At 66.3% G+C, this 16,902-nt stretch carries 13 protein-coding genes; 1 reads left to right on the top strand and 12 read right to left on the bottom strand.

From position 1 onward, the window contains the following. Nucleotides 1–14: 14 nt before the first annotated feature. The 12 genes from C0099_RS06350 to gyrA form a co-directional block, all read right to left on the bottom strand. On the bottom strand, nucleotides 15–1,988 hold the full coding sequence (locus C0099_RS06350) for a translocation/assembly module TamB domain-containing protein (RefSeq protein ID WP_228151666.1): 1,974 nt from the start codon (nucleotides 1,986–1,988) through the stop codon (nucleotides 15–17). A gap of 5 nt (nucleotides 1,989–1,993) precedes the next feature. Beyond that, a complete protein-coding gene (gene cysM / locus C0099_RS06345; protein WP_102246663.1) occupies nucleotides 1,994–2,884 on the bottom strand; it encodes a cysteine synthase CysM in 891 nt (296 codons plus the stop codon). Nucleotides 2,885–2,979: 95 nt separating this feature from the next. Beyond that, nucleotides 2,980–4,155 carry a lipopolysaccharide assembly protein LapB gene (gene lapB / locus C0099_RS06340; protein ID WP_102246662.1) on the bottom strand — a complete coding sequence of 392 codons (1,176 nt, stop codon included), beginning with the start codon at nucleotides 4,153–4,155 and terminating at the stop codon, nucleotides 2,980–2,982. 4 nt (nucleotides 4,156–4,159) lie between these two features. Beyond that, nucleotides 4,160–4,441, bottom strand: coding sequence for a LapA family protein (locus C0099_RS06335; RefSeq protein ID WP_102246661.1), 282 nt, complete (start codon nucleotides 4,439–4,441; stop codon nucleotides 4,160–4,162). Between the two features lie 104 nt (nucleotides 4,442–4,545). Beyond that, a complete protein-coding gene (locus C0099_RS06330; RefSeq protein ID WP_102246660.1) occupies nucleotides 4,546–4,830 on the bottom strand; it encodes an integration host factor subunit beta in 285 nt (94 codons plus the stop codon). A 13-nt stretch (nucleotides 4,831–4,843) separates the two neighbouring features. Next, nucleotides 4,844–6,547 carry a 30S ribosomal protein S1 gene (rpsA, locus tag C0099_RS06325; RefSeq protein ID WP_199797660.1) on the bottom strand — a complete coding sequence of 568 codons (1,704 nt, stop codon included), beginning with the start codon at nucleotides 6,545–6,547 and terminating at the stop codon, nucleotides 4,844–4,846. Nucleotides 6,548–6,628: 81 nt separating this feature from the next. Further along, the gene (locus tag C0099_RS06320; RefSeq protein ID WP_102246658.1) at nucleotides 6,629–8,578 is read right to left on the bottom strand and encodes a bifunctional 3-phosphoshikimate 1-carboxyvinyltransferase/cytidylate kinase; all 1,950 of its coding nucleotides are present in this window, start codon (nucleotides 8,576–8,578) and stop codon (nucleotides 6,629–6,631) included. Between the two features lie 2 nt (nucleotides 8,579–8,580). Then, nucleotides 8,581–9,474, bottom strand: a complete 894-nt coding sequence (locus tag C0099_RS06315) for a prephenate dehydrogenase (RefSeq protein WP_102246657.1) — start codon at nucleotides 9,472–9,474, stop codon at nucleotides 8,581–8,583. Then, entirely contained in the window at nucleotides 9,471–10,610 is a 1,140-nt protein-coding gene (gene hisC / locus C0099_RS06310) for a histidinol-phosphate transaminase (RefSeq protein WP_102246656.1), read from the bottom strand. The genes C0099_RS06315 and hisC overlap by 4 nt, the downstream gene beginning before the upstream one ends. A gap of 28 nt (nucleotides 10,611–10,638) precedes the next feature. Continuing rightward, on the bottom strand, nucleotides 10,639–11,703 hold the full coding sequence (gene pheA, locus C0099_RS06305; RefSeq protein WP_102246655.1) for a prephenate dehydratase: 1,065 nt from the start codon (nucleotides 11,701–11,703) through the stop codon (nucleotides 10,639–10,641). Between the two features lie 16 nt (nucleotides 11,704–11,719). Beyond that, a complete protein-coding gene (gene serC / locus C0099_RS06300; protein WP_102246654.1) occupies nucleotides 11,720–12,814 on the bottom strand; it encodes a 3-phosphoserine/phosphohydroxythreonine transaminase in 1,095 nt (364 codons plus the stop codon). 16 nt (nucleotides 12,815–12,830) lie between these two features. Then, complete coding sequence (gyrA, locus tag C0099_RS06295) at nucleotides 12,831–15,404, bottom strand: DNA gyrase subunit A (protein WP_102246653.1); 2,574 nt, start codon at nucleotides 15,402–15,404, stop codon at nucleotides 12,831–12,833. 157 nt (nucleotides 15,405–15,561) lie between these two features. Here gyrA and C0099_RS06290 point away from each other — a divergent pair, with 157 nt between their 5' ends. Next, a complete protein-coding gene (locus tag C0099_RS06290; protein WP_102246652.1) occupies nucleotides 15,562–16,881 on the top strand; it encodes a TRZ/ATZ family hydrolase in 1,320 nt (439 codons plus the stop codon). Nucleotides 16,882–16,902 lie beyond the last annotated feature (21 nt).

The raw sequence follows: 16,902 nt of genomic DNA, 5'->3' as shown, positions 1-16,902 counted from the left end.
TCCTCGTCGCTGTTTCAGCGTATGACCGGGGCCGTGTTCGATGCGATCACGCGCTGCAGGCGATCGCTCAGCTCGTTCCAGTCCACGCGACGATTGTAGCCGATCACGTTGAGCGCCGGGATTCCGCCCCCGCGCACGATGTCGAAGCTGCCTGTGGTCTCGTCGCCGATGCCGCCCATGATGCACACACCGCCCTCGAGGCGGCACGACAGGCCGATCTCGCGATAGCCGAAGCTGTCGAAAAACCCCAGGATACCGCGCTGCAGCGCCGCGCCTGCGCCGGGTCCGGCGAGTGCGCCGATGTTCTGTACCGCACGCTGGCTGATGCGCTTGCGGTAGCGGCCCGGACTGCTATGGATACGCGCATCGAAAGCCACCGGGCGCCAGTGCACCAGTTCCAGCGCGTGTACGTCGGCGTCGATGAAGCCGGTGATGCTGCCGAACTCGAAGGTGCTGGTGAGTTGTTCCAGATCGAGATTGCGCGCCTCGACGTTGGAATACAGCCGCGAAGAGACCCCGTAAGGTTCATACGCGCGCAACTCGGTCACGCGCAGATAGCCGTCGAAGACCGAGACCACCAGCGCACCGTCGAGCGCAATCTCGCCCGGCGACACCGTCAGTCCGGGCATCGAGGCCGACAGCACACCGGCCATCTCGGGCAGGCCGAGGGCAGCAGTCAAGAGCGGCATCGAGATCGGCTCGATGACCGCCGCGCCACTGCCCGACCAGCCTTTGCTGCCGCGACGCAAGGCCAGATCGCTGAGCACGACCCGACCGTCGAGCAGCGGAATCGCGAGCGTGGCGATGTCCACTGCAGGACCGTGCAGGTTTGCCGAAACCTCGAACGCGCCCAGTTCGAGCTTCTCCCAGCGCCCGCCCTGGAGAACCAGTTCGGCCTCGGTGGCCTCGTTCTCGCGCCACGGCACCACACCGGAGAGCGGCCCGACCGCCAGTGTCGTGTCCGCGTCGGCGTAGCGGACGCCATCGAGCGCGACGTCGATCCCATGCATGCGCCCGCCCTCGATCACCACGCCGGCGCTCACGCGCCCGTCGAAACTCAGCGACCCGGGACGCCCCGGCGCGATCAGCGGGGCAACGAACTGCGGCCCGACCACGGCCAGGTCGGCCCGGGCAATCGTTGCCGCGAGACGATCGATCGACAGATCCGGGCGCGTGAAGCGCGCGCGCGCCTCGATGCCGTCGACCCCGTCGATGACCAGCGAAGCGCGCGAGAACTCGATGAAGGCCTCGCTCACCGTCCCGCGCAGCAGGGCGCGGATGCCGGCCGTCGTGTAGATGGGATGGACGTAGGCCTCGCCGTCGGTCCAATCGGCTTCGACCGAGAACGCCCAGTCCCGGCCTACGCGCTCGAGCGTGGCGGCCAGTTCGGCGCCCACGCCCTCGGCGGCCTGCAGGCCGTCCGCACTGGAGAACGTCGCCGCGGATACGCGTCCGTCCAGACGCATCGTCACCGGACCGTCGGCCACAAGCCGGCCCGCGACGCGACCGTCGAAGCGTCCGGAGAGCACGAAATCGGATTTCGGCATCCAGCGCGCAATGCGCTCCAGATCGAAGTCGGCGACTTTGCCGGCGAGGCTGCCGTCAGCCGACAGATCGAGGTCCAGCCGATCTCCCGCCGAGGATGCGAGCCGCAACCGACCGGATCGCTCGAACGGCGCGTACTCGACATCGATGCTCAGGCGCTCGCCGAGCCCCTCGCCCACCAGCTCGCCGTCGCGACAGGCCAGCCGCGGCAGAGCGATCCGAACTTCGGTGCAGCGAAAGCGAACGTTGTCGAAACGCTGGCCACCTGCTTCCAGGCGGCGCATCGACACGCTCGCCGACGCCGCGTCATCGGCCAGTTCGAACACCAGCTCTTGGACTTCAAAGGCGGGATGCGAGATCGAACCCAGCTCGACCTTCAACGCCGCTGCCGCAGCGTGTCCGCAGCAGGCGACGACCACACACGCGAGCGCGAGGCGTCGCATCGGGCTCAGCCGGGGAAAACGCCCGTAGACAGATAACGGTCGCCGCGATCGCAGACGATGGAGACGATCACCGCATTTTCGACCTGCGCGGCGATGCGCAGGGCGACATGCATCGCGCCCCCTGAAGAGATACCCGCGAAGATGCCCTCCTCGCGCGCCAGGCGCCGGGTCATCTCCTCGGCGTCGGCCTGCCCGACATACTCGAGGGCGTCGACCGCGCTCTTGTCGTAGATGCGCGGCAGGTAGGCGTCCGGCCACTTGCGAATGCCCGGGATCTGCGACCCTTCCTCCGGCTGGCAACCGATGATGCGGATGTCCGGATTCTTCTCGCGGAAGAAACGCGAGCAGCCCATGATAGTGCCGGTAGTACCCATGCTGCTGATGAAGTGCGTGATGCGCCCGTCCGTCTGCTCCCAGATCTCCGGGCCGGTACCTTCATAGTGCGAGAGCGGGTTGTCGGGGTTGGCGAACTGGTCGAGGATGATGCCCCGCCCCTCGTCGCGCATGCGCTCGGCGACGTCGCGCGCCATCTCCATGCCGCCCTGCTTGCCGGTGAGCACCAGCTCGGCGCCGAAGGCACGCATGCTCTGGCGGCGCTCCACGCTCTGATTCTCCGGCATCACGAGAATCATGCGGTAGCCGCGCATCGCCGCGGCCATCGCCAGGGCGATGCCGGTGTTGCCGCTGGTGGCCTCGATCAGCGTATCGCCGGGCTGGATGTCGCCGCGCGCCTCTGCGCGCACGATCATCGACAGCGCGGGCCGGTCCTTGACCGAGCCAGCCGGGTTGTTGCCCTCGAGCTTGGCGAGAATGACGTTGCCGTGGCCTGCATTGATGCGCTTGAGGCGCACCAGCGGCGTGTGGCCAACATAGTCTTCGAGCGTCTTGTAATCCATGGCGATCGATGGTCCGAACGGAAATGCAGTGTACGCCCGTGACCGGGCGCTTTGAAGCGGGCATGCGGCACAACATCATGCCTCGCGCCCGCCGCTCAGGGTGCGAGATCGAACTCCTCGGTGCGGCGCGGCGGATAGGTTTCCCAGCCGCCACAGGCCGGACAGCGCCACTGGAAATGGCGCGACTTGAATCCGCAGCTCGCACAACGATAGCGTGCGACGCGCCGCGTGTGGTCGTGAATGAGCTGGCGCATCAGCTCGGCATCCTCGCGCCGCTCGCCGTCGGCCTCGCGCGACGCCGCGTCGAGGAGCTTCTCCAGCCCCTGCAGCGTCGGATTGCGCCGCAACTGCTCACGCACCAGCGCATAGGCCGCACGCGGGCCGCCGACGTCGAGTTCGCGACGATAGACCTCGTCGAGCAAGTCCAGCGAGGGGTTGCGCTCCAGCCAGGCGCGCAGCAGCGTCTGCCCCTGCTCGACGCGATCGAGCCGGCCATGCGCGTCGAGCACACGCTCGGCGACCAGCGACAGATACACCGGATCCTGCTTCTCGACGCGCTTCCAGGCCTCGATGGCCTCCTCCGCCCGTCCTTCGGCGAGCAGCAGATCGCCGAGGACGATGCTCGCCCGCACGCAGCCACGATTGGTCGCGAAGGCCTCGTCGACGTAGGCCCGCGCCTCGTCCAGGCGCGAACTCGCGAGTGCATCGGCCGCCAGCTCGCAGTAGAAGTTCGCGATCTCACGGCGCCACTGCACACCCTCGTGCCCCGAGAGGGTGCGTGCGATCTCGACCGCCTTGAGCCATTCACGCTCCTGCTGGTAGAGCTCGAGCAGATAGCGTGTCGCCGACTCGTTGTGACGCGTGCCGCGCAATCGCGTGAAGATCGACTCGGCGCGATCGAGCAAGCCGGCGCGCAGGTAGTCCTCGCCGAGTGCGGCTAGCGCGTCGAGGCGCTGATCCTCGGCGATGTCCTCGCGGTCGACCAGATTCTGGTGAATGCGGATCGCACGTTCGGTCTCGCCGCGGCGCCGGAACAGCGCGCCGAGCGCGAAATGCAGTTCGATCGTGTCGGGATCGATGCGCATCGCCTCGGTGAAGGCGTCGACGGCCTTGTCCTGCTGCTCGTTGACGAGGAAATTCAGGCCGTTCAGATAGGTGCGCGGCAACGCGCGCGACTCGCGTACGACCTGCCGGATATCGATGCGCGCAGCCAGCCAGCCCAGTCCGAAGAACAGCGGCAGGGCCAGCAGCCACCAGAATTCGATCTCCATCAGCTCAGACGGCCTTACCTGCAGCAGCGTCGCGGTCGCGCTCGGCACGCGCCAGGTCACGGCGCAGGCGCGAGATCTCGCGACGCTTGCCCAGCAGCGATGCGAACGTCGCGGTCACCCCGAGCACCGCCCCGGCCGCGAACGCGGCGAGGATCACGAACACCAGCGGCAGACTCCACTGGCTGCCGAAGAAGAAATGCAGATCGACGAGCTGGTCGTTCTTGACCGCGAAACCGAACAAGAGGAAGAACAGCAGGATTCTCAGAACCCAGATCAGGATGCGCATGGAAGGGTCTTCCTCCAGTTCAAGAAAAAGGCGGCCGGAGCCGCCTTTTCAGGGATCAAGTCGGCCGGGGCGTGTCAGCGTGCACCCCGGCGATGCTTGCATGCTCAGCCGACGATATCAACCCGCTCGCGCAACTCCTTGCCGGCCTTGAAATGCGGCACGTACTTCTCGGGTACCTGCACGCGCTCTCCGGACTTGGGGTTGCGACCCACACGGGGCGGGCGATAGTTCAGCGCAAAGCTGCCGAAACCGCGGATCTCGATGCGATCGCCGCGCGATAGCGCCTCGGTCATCGCATCGAGCATCATCTTGACCGCGCAATCGGCATCCTTCGCGACCAGCTGGGGGAAACGGCCCGCCAGCTTCGCGATGAGTTCCGATTTGGTCATCGGTGGCCGCGGCTTACTGCTTGTGCTCGTTGAGCTTCGCCTTGAGCAACGCACCAAGGTTGGTAGTCCCGCTCGCCGCATCGGCCGACAGCTTGGTCATCGCCTCGCTGGTCTCGACCTGGTCCTTGGCACGGATCGACAGGTTGATCGAGCGCGTCTTGCGATCGACGTTGATGATCAGCGCCTCGACCTGATCGCCTTCCTTGAGGACCGTGGTCAGGTCATCGACCCGGTGCGGTGCTGCTTCGGAGGCGCGCAGATAGCCTTCGACTTCCTCGTTGAGCTGGATCACCGCGCCGCGAGCGTCGACACTCTTCACGGTACCGGTGACGAGGGTGTTCTTCTCGTGCGTGGCGATGAAGTTCGTGTACGGATCGCCCTCGAGCTGCTTGACGCCCAGCGAGATGCGTTCGCGCTCCACGTCGATGGCCAGCACCACCGCCTCGACATCGTCGCCCTTCTTGAAGCGGCGCACCGCTTCCTCGCCCGCATCGCTCCACGACAGGTCGGACAGATGCACCAGACCGTCGATGCCGCCTTCCAGGCCGATGAACACGCCAAAGTCGGTGATCGACTTGATCTGGCCGCTGACCTTGTCGCCCTTCTTGTGGTTGAGCGCGAAATCGTCCCACGGGTTGGACATGCACTGCTTCATGCCCAGCGAGATGCGGCGACGGTCTTCGTCGATCTCGAGAATCATCACCTCGACCTCGTCGCCCAGCTGCACGACCTTGGTCGGATGGATGTTCTTGTTGGTCCAGTCCATCTCGGACACGTGAACCAGACCCTCGATACCCTGCTCGACCTCGACGAAAGCACCGTAGTCGGTGATGTTGGTGACCTTGCCGAACAGACGCGTGCCCTGAGGATAGCGGCGCGAAATGCCGACCCACGGGTCATCACCGAGCTGCTTGAGGCCGAGCGAGACGCGTTGGCGCTCCTGGTCGAACTTGAGGACCTTGGCTTCGATCTCGTCACCGACGTTGAGCACTTCGGTCGGGTGACGCACGCGGCGCCAGGCCAGGTCAGTGATGTGCAGCAGGCCGTCGATACCACCGAGGTCGACGAACGCACCGTAGTCGGTGATGTTCTTGACGATGCCCTTGATGACCGAGCCTTCCTGCAGCGTCGCGAGCAGCTTCTCGCGCTCTTCGCCCATGGTCTCTTCGAGCACGGCGCGGCGCGAAACGACCACGTTGTTGCGCTTGCGGTCGAGCTTGATGACCTTGAATTCGAATTCCTTGCCTTCGTACGGCGTGGTGTCCTTGACCGGACGCATGTCGACCAGCGAGCCCGGCAGGAACGCGCGGATGCTGTTGGTCATCACGGTCAGGCCACCCTTGACGCGGCCGGAGACCACACCCTTGACCAGCAAACCCTCGTTGAGCGCCTTCTCGAGATCGTTCCAGGCGGCGATGCGCTTGGCCTTCTCGCGCGACAGGCGGGTTTCGCCATACCCGTCTTCGAGCGCGTCGATGGCGACATGCACGAAGTCACCGACTTCGACCTCGAGCTCACCGCGGTCGTTGCGGAATTCGTCGATGGGGACGTAGCTCTCGGACTTCAGACCGGCATTGACGACCACGAAGTTGTGATCGATGGCGGCCACTTCAGCGGTGATCACCTCGCCGGCGCGCATCTCCTGGCGGGCAAGGCTCTCTTCGAACAGATCGGCAAAACTTTCCATCGATTCGGAAACGGGGTTGGCAGTATTCATAAAAGTTGAGGATCCACATGCCGCACGCCAAGCGCACGACAACCTGTAAGTTGGCAAAATAGGGCCGGGCGCAAGAACGCCTCAGCCGACCTCGCGCGCCTGACGGGCGCGCACGTTCTCCAGAACGAAGGAAACGGCCTCTTCGACCGTCATCGACGTAGTTTCGACGAGCACCGCATCGGCAAGCTGCCGCAGCGGAGCGACAACGCGTGCCGCATCGCGCTCGTCACGCGATTGAAGATCGTTCCGAAGGTCGTGGAGTGTAGCAGCGATCCCTTTGTCCATCAACTGCTTATGGCGACGCTGCGCGCGCGCCTCCACCGACGCGGTAAGGAAGAACTTGTACGCGGCATCGACGAACACCACAGAGCCCATGTCACGCCCTTCGGCGACCAGCCCGGGGGCGCGCCGAAAGTCACGCTGGCGGTCGAACAACGCGGCGCGCACCGAGGGCAGCACGGCCACGCGCGAGGCGCCGATGGAGCAGTCCTCCTCGCGGATGCGGTCGGTCACGTCCTCGTCGCCGAGCAGGATGCGCGCGTGCTCGAAGCGCACCGGCAATTCACGCGCCAGCGCCTCCACTTCGGTCTCGTCGTCGAAGGACACGTCCTCGCCGATCGCCGCCAGCGCCACCAGTCGGTAGAGCGCACCACTGTCCAGATAATGCCAGCCCAGTTCGGCCGCTACGCGCGCGGCGACCGTGCCCTTGCCCGAGGCCGAGGGACCGTCGATCGCGATCACCGGTACCGGCTGCGCGATCGAAGCGAACACGCGGAAATACTCTGGGAAGGTCTTGTTCACGCATTTTGGATCGTTGATGCGCACGCGACAGTCGCCCAGCGTAACCAGCGAGAAGCACATCGCCATGCGGTGATCGTCGTAGGTGTCGATCGCTGCCGGACGCAGCCGTGCGGGCGGCACGATGTACAGATAGTCGGCACCCTCCTCGACCGTCGCACCAACCTTGCGCAGTTCGATTGCCATCGCCGCGAGACGGTCGGTTTCCTTGACGCGCCAGCTCGCGATGTTGCGCAAGCGACACGGGCCGTCGGCGAACAGCGCGGCCACGGCGAGCGTCATTGCCGCATCGGGAATATGGTTCAGATCCAGATCGAAGGCCTTGAGACGCCCGCCCTCGGGGGCGCTCGCCTCGATCCAGTTGTCGCCCATGTCGATGCACGCACCCAGTTGCGCAAGCGCCTCGGCGAAGCGAACGTCGCCCTGGATGCTGTGGCGCCCCACCCCTTCGACACGCACCGGGCCGCCGCCCATCGCGCCGGCGGCGAGAAAATATGACGCCGACGAGGCATCGCCCTCGACGAAGAGCTCGCCCGGGCTCATGTAGCGCGCGCCGGCAGGGATGGTGAAGCGGCGCCAGCCTTCGCGCGCGACTTCGACGCCGAAGCGTGCCATCAGATCCAGCGTGATCGCGACATAAGGGCGGGAAATCAGCTCACCGACGACCTCGATGACGGTCTCGCGCCCGCTCAGCGGCAATGCCATCAGCAGCGCGGTCAGGAACTGGCTGGAGACGTCGCCGCGCACGCGCACCAAAGCGCCCGCGGCCTGGCCCGGATGGATCGCCAGCGGCGGGTAGCCCTCATTGCCCAGATACTCGATATCGGCACCGATTTCGAGCAGGCCGTCGACGAGGTCGCCGATGGGCCGCTCGTGCATGCGCGCCACGCCCGACAGGCGGTACTCGCCGCCGGAAAGTGCCAGCGCGGCGGTCAGCGGCCGGAAGGCCGTGCCGGCGTTGCCCAGGAACAGGTCCGCCTGCTTGACCGGAAAGGGCCCGGCCACGCCGCGCACGCGGCACGTGCCGTCGGCCTCACGCGCGCACTCGACGCCGAGCGCGGCCAGCGCCTCGAGCATGCGATCGACGTCGTCCGAATCGAGCAGATCGCGGATCACGGTCTCGCCCTCGGCCAGCGCCGCGAGCAGCAGGGAGCGGTTGGAAATGCTCTTGGAACCGGGCAGACGCAGCGTCCCGCGGGCGCCCAGCAGTGGCGGCAGATCGAGAAAATCCATGCTCATTGCACTGAACCCGGATCGCTGCGGAAACGCTCGCCCCAGACCAGGCGCGCATCGCGCGCTTCGGCGAAGAGCCGTTCGAGTTGCTCACCGTCTGCCGAAAGCAACAAGGCGCGCAGATAGGCCAGTTCGGCCAGGTACTGGTCAAGCTCGGCCAACAACGGCTGACGGTTGGCGATGCAGATGTCACGCCACATCTCCGGGCTGCTGCCGGCAATGCGCGTGAAGTCGCGAAAACCGCTGGCGGCGAACCCGAACAGTTGCTCGGCATTGGCGCGTTCGGCCAGATCATGGACCAACCCGAAGGCAAGCAGATGCGGCAGGTGGCTGACCGCGGCGAAGATGCGGTCGTGGTCGTGCGGCGGCACCTCCTGCACGGCCGCGCCGCAGGCTTCCCACACCTCGCGCACGCGCAACACCGCCGAGGGTTCGTTCTCCGGCAGCGGCGTGAGCACTACCTTGCGTTCGCGATAGAGCGAGGCGAATGCTGCCTCCGCCCCGGTCTTCTCCGCCCCGGCGATCGGATGTGCGGGCACCACGTTGGCCAGGCGATCTCCGAAATTGCGGTAGATCGCCTCGATGACGTCGCGCTTGGTGCTGCCGGCGTCTGTGACCACCGTATCGTCGCCCAGATAGGGCGCCATCGCCTGCATGATGGCGTCCATCTGGCCGACCGGTGCCGCGAGCAGCACGAAGTCCGCGCCGTCGAGCGCGTCGGCCCAGCCGCCGGCAACCTCGTCGATCACGCCCAGCGCCTGCGCGCGATCGAGCGCCGCGCGCGTGCGGCCGATGCCGACCACACGACGCACCAACCCTGCTTCGCGCAGCGCGAGTGCGAACGAGCCACCGATCAGCCCGACACCACACACCACCAGCTTGTCGATCATTGTCATTGAGCCGTTCTCCCTTGCAGCGCGGGCGACAGCGCCTCGATGAAGCGTGCATTCTCTTCGGGCAGGCCGACGGATACGCGCAACCATTCGGGCATGCCATATCCGCCGATGGGGCGCACGATCACACCCCGGCGCAGCAGGCCGAGATTGACCGCCGCTGCGTCCCCCACCCGCAGCGCGACGAAGTTGCCCGCCGACGGAATCCATTCGAGGCCGAGTCGAGCGAACGCCTCGGTCAGCTGCCGCATGCCGCGATCATTGAGCTCGGCGCTGCGCGCAAGAAACTCCTCGTCGCCCAGCGCGGCTTCGGCCGCGGCAAGCGACACGCTGCCCACATTGAAGGGTTGTCGCACGCGGTTGAGGAGATCGATCACCGCCGGGTGGCCGATGCCGTAGCCGACGCGCAGCCCCGCCAGACCATAGGCCTTGGAAAAGGTACGCGTCACCAGAAGGTTCGGGTATCTGGCCGTCCACGCGATGCTGTCATAGCGCCGCGCCGGCTCCAGGTATTCGGTATAGGCCTCGTCGAGTACCACCAGCACATCCTGAGGCACGCGCGCGACGAAGGATTCGATCACATCGCCATCGATGAAGGTGCCGGTGGGATTGTTCGGGTTGGCGATGAAGAGCACCCGCGTGTCGGGCCGGATCGCGCCACCCATGGCATCCAGATCGTGGCCGTAGTCGCGCGCGCCGACCTCGATCCCGGTGGCGCCGGCCGCACGCGTGGCGAGCGCGTAGACCGCGAAGCCGTATTGCGAATAGACCGCCGTGCGTCCCGGCGCGAGCAGCGCGCGCGCGGCCAGTTCGAGCACGTCGTTCGAACCGTTGCCGAGTACGATGCGCTCGGCGCCGACACCCAGGCGACTCGACAGCGCGGCCTTGAGCGCGAAGCCATTGCCGTCCGGGTAGCGCGCGACCTCGACCAGCGCGGCGCTCGCCGCGTCGCGCGCGGCCGGGCTCATGCCCAACGGGTTCTCGTTCGAAGCGAGCTTGACGATGTCGCGCTCGGCCAGCGCCATCTCGCGGGCGAGTTCGGAGATCGGCTTGCCCGGCTGATAGGGAGAAATCGCGCGGATATTGTCGGGGGCCTGCACGACGATGCCGTGCTCGCCGTGAATGTCCTGAGGGGGCATTCGATTCACCTCGGATTTGCGATGAGGCTCAGATCGCCGCGACGGGATAGGAGCCGAGAATCTTGACGAAGGACGCACGCTCGGTCAGTTCGGCGAGCGCCGCGGCCACCGGAGGATCGGCCTGGTGACCTTCCAGATCGACGTAGAAGACGTATTCCCACATGCCGCCGCGCGCCGGGCGCGACTGCAGCTTGCTCATGCTCACGCCATGACGCGCGAACGGCTCGAGCAGCCCATGCACCGCGCCGGGCCGGTTCGGCGCCGAGCACACCAGCGAAGTGCGGTCCTGGCCGGAAACGCCCGAATCATGCTGCGCGATCACGACGAAGCGCGTGGTGTTGCGGGGCTCGTCCTCGATATTGGCGGCAAGTATGCGCAAATCGTACAGCCCGGCTGCGGCTTCGGCACCGATTGCCGCCGCGCCGTCCTCGTCGGAGGCCAGCCGCGCCGCCTCGGCGTTGCTCGCCACCGCCACACGCGGCACGGTACGCAGATTGCGGTCGAGCCACTCGTGACACTGCGCCAGCGACTGCGCATGCGAATACACCTTGGTCACCGCACCCAGCTCGGGGGCACGCGACATCAGGTTCTGGTGGATGCGTAGCCTGACTTCGCCGCAGATCTTGAGCGGCGAGGCGAGCAGCAGATCCAGCGTGCGACCGATCACCCCCTCGGTCGAGTTCTCCACCGGCACGATGCCGTAATCGGCATTGCCCGCCTCGACCGCACGGAACACGTCGTCGATCGCCGCCAGCGCGCTGAAGGCCGGCGCCGCACCGAAATGCTTGCGCGCCGCGCTCTCGGTGAAGGTACCGGCAGGACCGAGATAGGCCACGCGCAGCGGCTGCTCGAGCGCCAGACAGGCGGACATGATCTCGCGGAAGATGCGCTGCACGGCATGATCGGGCAGCGGCCCCGGATTCTCGTCGGCGAGGCGGCGCAGCACCTGGGCCTCGCGGTCGGGGCGATACAGGTTGCCCTGCTTGATCTCGCCCACGCGCTGCGCGCAGCGCGCGCGCTCGGACAGGCGCTCGAGAATATCGGCATCGAGCCGGTCGATCCGGTCGCGAATCCTCTGCAGTTCGTCGCTCATCGGCGCTCCCCGAAAATCATCCCCGCGTGCGCGCGAATTCGCGCATGTATTCGATCAGCGCATCCACGCCGGCGACCGGCATCGCGTTGTAGATCGACGCGCGCATGCCTCCGACCGACTTGTGCCCCTTGAGTTGGGCCAGTCCGGCGGCTTGGGCACCGGCCAGGAAGTCGCCCTCGAGCCGCGTGTCGGCGAGCAGGAACGGCACGTTCATGCGCGAGCGCGCAGCCGGCTCGACTTCGTTGCGGTAAAAGCCCGAGGCGTCGATGTACGCATACAGGCGCTGCGCCTTGTCGATATTGCGCCGTTCGATCGCAGCCAGCCCGCCCTCGCCCAGCAACCACTGGAACACCAGACCGGCGATGTAGATCGAATAGGTCGCCGGCGTATTGAGCATCGAGCCGTTGTCGGCCATCGTGCGATAGCTCATGACCGCCGGCGTGCCAGCCCAGGCGCGGTCGAGCAAGTCCTCACGCACGATCACGACCACCAGGCCCGACGGGCCGATGTTCTTCTGCGCTCCGGCGTAGATCATGCCGAAGCGCGTGACGTCCATCGGACGCGACAGGATGTGCGAGGACATGTCCGCGACCAGCGGCGCGGGCGTGTCTGGCAGTTGCGCCGGGTCGAGAAACTCGACGCCGTGCACGGTCTCGTTGGTGCACAGATGCAGGTAGGCCGCCGCATCGTCGCAATCGAAGGCGCGAGGCACATCGCGGAAGCCGTCCTCGGCCGACGTCGCGGCCAGACGCACGCGAGCACCGATGTGCGGCGCGAGCGCGCTGCCCATCTCGAAGGCCTTTTGCGACCAGCCGCCGGTCACGACATAGTCTGCCGACGCGCCGCCGAGCAGGTTCATCGGAATCTGTGCGAAGTGCTGCGTCGCGCCACCCTGCAGGAACAGCACGCGGTAATTGTCAGGCACGGCGAGCAGCTCGCGCAGGTCGGCCTCGGCGCGCTCGATGATGCCGGTGAAATGCTGACCGCGATGGCTCATCTCCATCACGCCACAGCCCGCGCCGTGCCAGTCGAGCATCTCGTCGGCGGCCTGTCGCAGCACTTTTTCGGGCAGGGCCGCCGGCCCCGCGCTGAAATTGAACACCCGGCTCATGCCCCTCTCCCGCCCATCAATCCTCGGCCAACTCGTCACCTGCGACGAGCTCGTCAGGGTCGGACTCGACCACCTGTTCGATGCCGGCCAGATACGTGCCCTCGTCCAGATTGATCAGGGTCACGCCCTGGGTCGCGCGGCCCAGTTCGCGGATGTCGGCCACGCGCGTGCGGATCAGCACGCCGCCGGTCGAGATCAGCATGACTTCGTCGCTGGGCTCGACCAGGCAGGCACCGACCAGACGGCCGTTACGCTCGGAAGTCTGGATCGCGATCATGCCCTTGGTGCCGCGCCCGTGACGGGTGTACTCGGCCACCGGCGTGCGCTTGCCGTAGCCGTTCTCGGTGGCGGTGAGCACACAGCGCGCGTCGTCTTCTGTGACCAGCATGGCGATCACGCGCTGGCTGTCCTCGATGTTCATGCCGCGCACACCGCGCGCCTCGCGCCCCATCGGGCGCACGTCGCTTTCGGGGAAACGCACCGCCTTGCCGGCGTCCGAGAACAGCATCACGTCAGACTTACCATTGGTGATGTCCACGCCGACCAGATGGTCGCCGTCATCCAGACCAACGGCGATGATGCCGGCCTTGCGCGGATTGGCGAAGGCCGTGAGCGCGGTCTTCTTGACCGTGCCCTGGGCGGTGGCCATGAACACGAAATGATCGTCGTCGAAGGTCTGCACCGGCAGCACGGCGGTGATCTTCTCGTTTTCCATCAACGGGAAGAGGTTGACGATGGGCTTGCCACGCGCGTTGCGCGCACCCTCGGGCACCTCGTAGACCTTGAGCCAATAGACACGGCCGCGGCTCGAGAAACACAGGATGTAATCGTGGGTGTTGGCGACGAACAGCCGGTCGATGAAGTCGTCGTCCTTCATGCCGGTGGCCTGTTTGCCGCGCCCGCCGCGCCGCTGCGAACGGTAGTCGGTGAGCGGCTGGCGCTTGACGTAGCCGCCATGCGAGAGCGTCACCACCATGTCCTCGGGCGCGATCAGATCCTCGATGCTGATCTCGGAGGTGTTGAACACGAGCTCGGAGCGACGCGGGTCACCGTACTGGTTCTTCACCGCCGCCAGTTCCTCGCCGATGATCGTCGAGATGCGCTCCGGGCGCGCCAGGATGTCGAGCAGGTCGGCGATCAGCTCCATGACCTCGCGGTATTCGCCGACGATCTTGTCCTGCTCCAGGCCAGTCAGGCGCTGCAGGCGCAGTTCGAGAATGGCCTGGGCCTGCGAATCGGACAATCGGTAGCCCTGCTCCGACAGGCCGAACTCCGGCGCCAGGCCTTCCGGACGGTAGTTGTCGGCCGCGGCGCGCGCGAGCATTTCCTCGACCAGCGGGCTGCGCCAGCGACGCGCGAGCAGGTCGCGCTTGGCGTCGGCCGGTGTTGATGCGGCCTTGATCAGGGCGATCACTTCGTCGACGTTCGACAGCGCAACCGCCAGACCTTCCAGCGTGTGGCCGCGCTCGCGCGCCTTGCGCAGTTCGAAGATGGTGCGACGCGTGACCACCTCACGGCGGTGCGACAGGAAGCAGTCGAGCATCTCGCGCAGGTTGAGCGTGCGCGGCTTGCCGTCGACCAGCGCCACCATGTTCATGCCGAAGCTGTCCTGCAGCTGCGTCTGCTTGTAGAGCTTGTTGAGCACCACCTCGGGCATCTCGCCGCGCTTGAGCTCGATGACCACGCGCATGCCGGACTTGTCCGACTCGTCGCGAATCTCGCTGATGCCGTCGATCTTCTTTTCGTTGACCAGGTCGGCAATGCGCTCGAGCAGCGTGCGCTTGTTCACCTGGTAGGGCAGTTCGTCGACGATGATCGCCTGACGACTGCCCTTTTCCAGATCCTCGAAGTGGGTACGCGCGCGCATCACGCAGCGCCCGCGGCCGGTGCGATAGCCGTCGTGCACGCCGGACAGGCCGTAGATCAGGCCGGCGGTCGGGAAGTCCGGCGCCGGGATGATCTCGATCAGATCCTCGATGGTGGCATCGGGATTGGCCAGCAGATGCAGGCAGGCATCGACGACTTCGGTCAGGTTGTGCGGCGGGATGTTGGTCGCCATGCCCACCGCGATGCCCGACGAGCCGTTGATCAGCAGGTTGGGGATGCGCGAGGGCAGGATCAGCGGCTCGCGCTCGGAGCCATCGTAGTTGGGCCCGAAATCGACGGTTTCCTTCTCGATGTCGGCCAGCAGGTCGTGGCCGATGCGCGCCATGCGGATTTCGGTGTATCGCATCGCCGCGGCGTTGTCGCCGTCGACCGAACCGAAGTTGCCCTGGCCGTCGACCAGCATGTAGCGCAGCGAAAAGTCCTGCGCCATGCGCACGATGGTGTCGTACACCGCCGAATCGCCATGCGGGTGGTACTTGCCGATGACGTCGCCGACGATACGCGCCGACTTCTTGTAAGGCTTGTTCCAGTCGTTCGACAGTTCGTGCATCGCGAACAGCACGCGCCGATGCACGGGCTTGAGCCCGTCGCGGGCATCCGGAAGCGCGCGGCCGACGATGACGCTCATCGCATAGTCGAGGTAGGAGTGACGCATCTCCTCTTCGAGACTGATCGGCAGGGTTTCTTTGGCGAACGTGGTCATCTCGGCTCGGCTTGACGGCGCCCATCGGCGCGTTGAAAAAAACACGCAATCTTACCATGGGCGCACGGTCGCTCGCGCCGCTTGCAGCGCCCTTCGGATGGCCGCCGCAGGCACGCTATGATGTGCGCCCCGCCTTCACGCACCGGAGCCCGACACGATGACCGAAGCCGTCGACCTGCTGATCAATGCCCGCTGGGTCGTGCCGGTAGATGACGCCGAATCGGTGCTCGAACACCATGCCGTCGCGGTATGCGACGGTCGCATCCATGCGGTGCTGCCACAACACGAGGCGCGCACCTCGATCAGCGCGCGCCGCACGGTCGAGCTGCGCGACCATGTGCTCATCCCCGGGCTGGTGAACGCACACACGCACGCGGCGATGGCGCTGTTGCGCGGCATCGCCGACGATCTGCCGCTGATGCGCTGGCTGCAGGAGGCGATCTGGCCGGCCGAAAGCCGGCACGTGAGCGACGCCTTCGTGCGTGACGGGACGCTGCTCGCCGCGGCCGAGATGCTGCGCGGCGGGGTCACGACCTGTAATGAAATGTATTTTTTTCCAGACGCCGCGGCCCAGGCCTTCGAACGGATGGGCATGCGCGCGGTGCTGGGCGTGACGGTGATCGACTTCCCCACTCCGTACGCAGCCGATGCGGACGACTATTTGCGCAAGGGACTCGAAGCGCGCGATCGCTGGCGCGGCCACCCGCTGTTCGAATTCTCGATCGCGCCGCACGCCCCCTACACGGTGTCCGACGCGTCGCTCGAGCGCGTCGCGAGTCTCGCCGCCGAGCTCGACTGCACGATCCACATGCATGTGCACGAAACCGCCCACGAAGTCGAGGAATCACTCGCGCGCCATGGTGTGCGTCCGCTCGCGCGCCTGGCCTCGCTGGGCCTGCTCGGGCCGGGCTTTCTCGGCGTACACGTCGTGCACGTCGACGACCATGACATCGCGCTGCTGGCACACCACGGCTGCTCGATCGCCCACTGCCCCACTTCCAACATGAAACTCGCGAGCGGCATCGCGCCAATCGCCGCGATGCATGAAGCGGGGCTGCGCATCGGCCTGGGCACCGACGGCAGCGCAAGCAACAACCGGCTCGACCTCTTCGAGGAAATGCGACAGGCGGCACTGCTGGCCAAGGTGGCGGGCGGCGACGCGTCCGTCCTGCCCGCCCGCAGCGCACTGCGCATGGCCACACGCGACGCTGCCGAGGCCATCGGGCTGGGCGGGCGCATCGGTACGATCGAACCGGGCAAGCTTGCCGACCTGTGCGCGGTGGACCTCGGAGGGGCGGACATGCAACCATGCTACGATCCGGTTTCGCATCTGGTCTATGTTGCAGGCAGACAACAGGTCTCGCACGTCTGGGTCGGCGGTGAAGCCCGCGTTGAAGGCGGCGTACTGCAGTTGCATTTAGACAACAGCGAATTGATCGCAACTGCAAGCTTGTGGCAGACTAGAATAGAGTCGTGACCGAGGAACGGACAGGCATGG

The organism is Pseudazoarcus pumilus (assembly GCF_002872475.1).
Classification (GTDB): domain Bacteria; phylum Pseudomonadota; class Gammaproteobacteria; order Burkholderiales; family Rhodocyclaceae; genus Pseudazoarcus; species Pseudazoarcus pumilus.
Note: the sequence above shows the minus strand (reverse complement) of the source record. Positions and strands in the feature narration are given on the sequence as shown.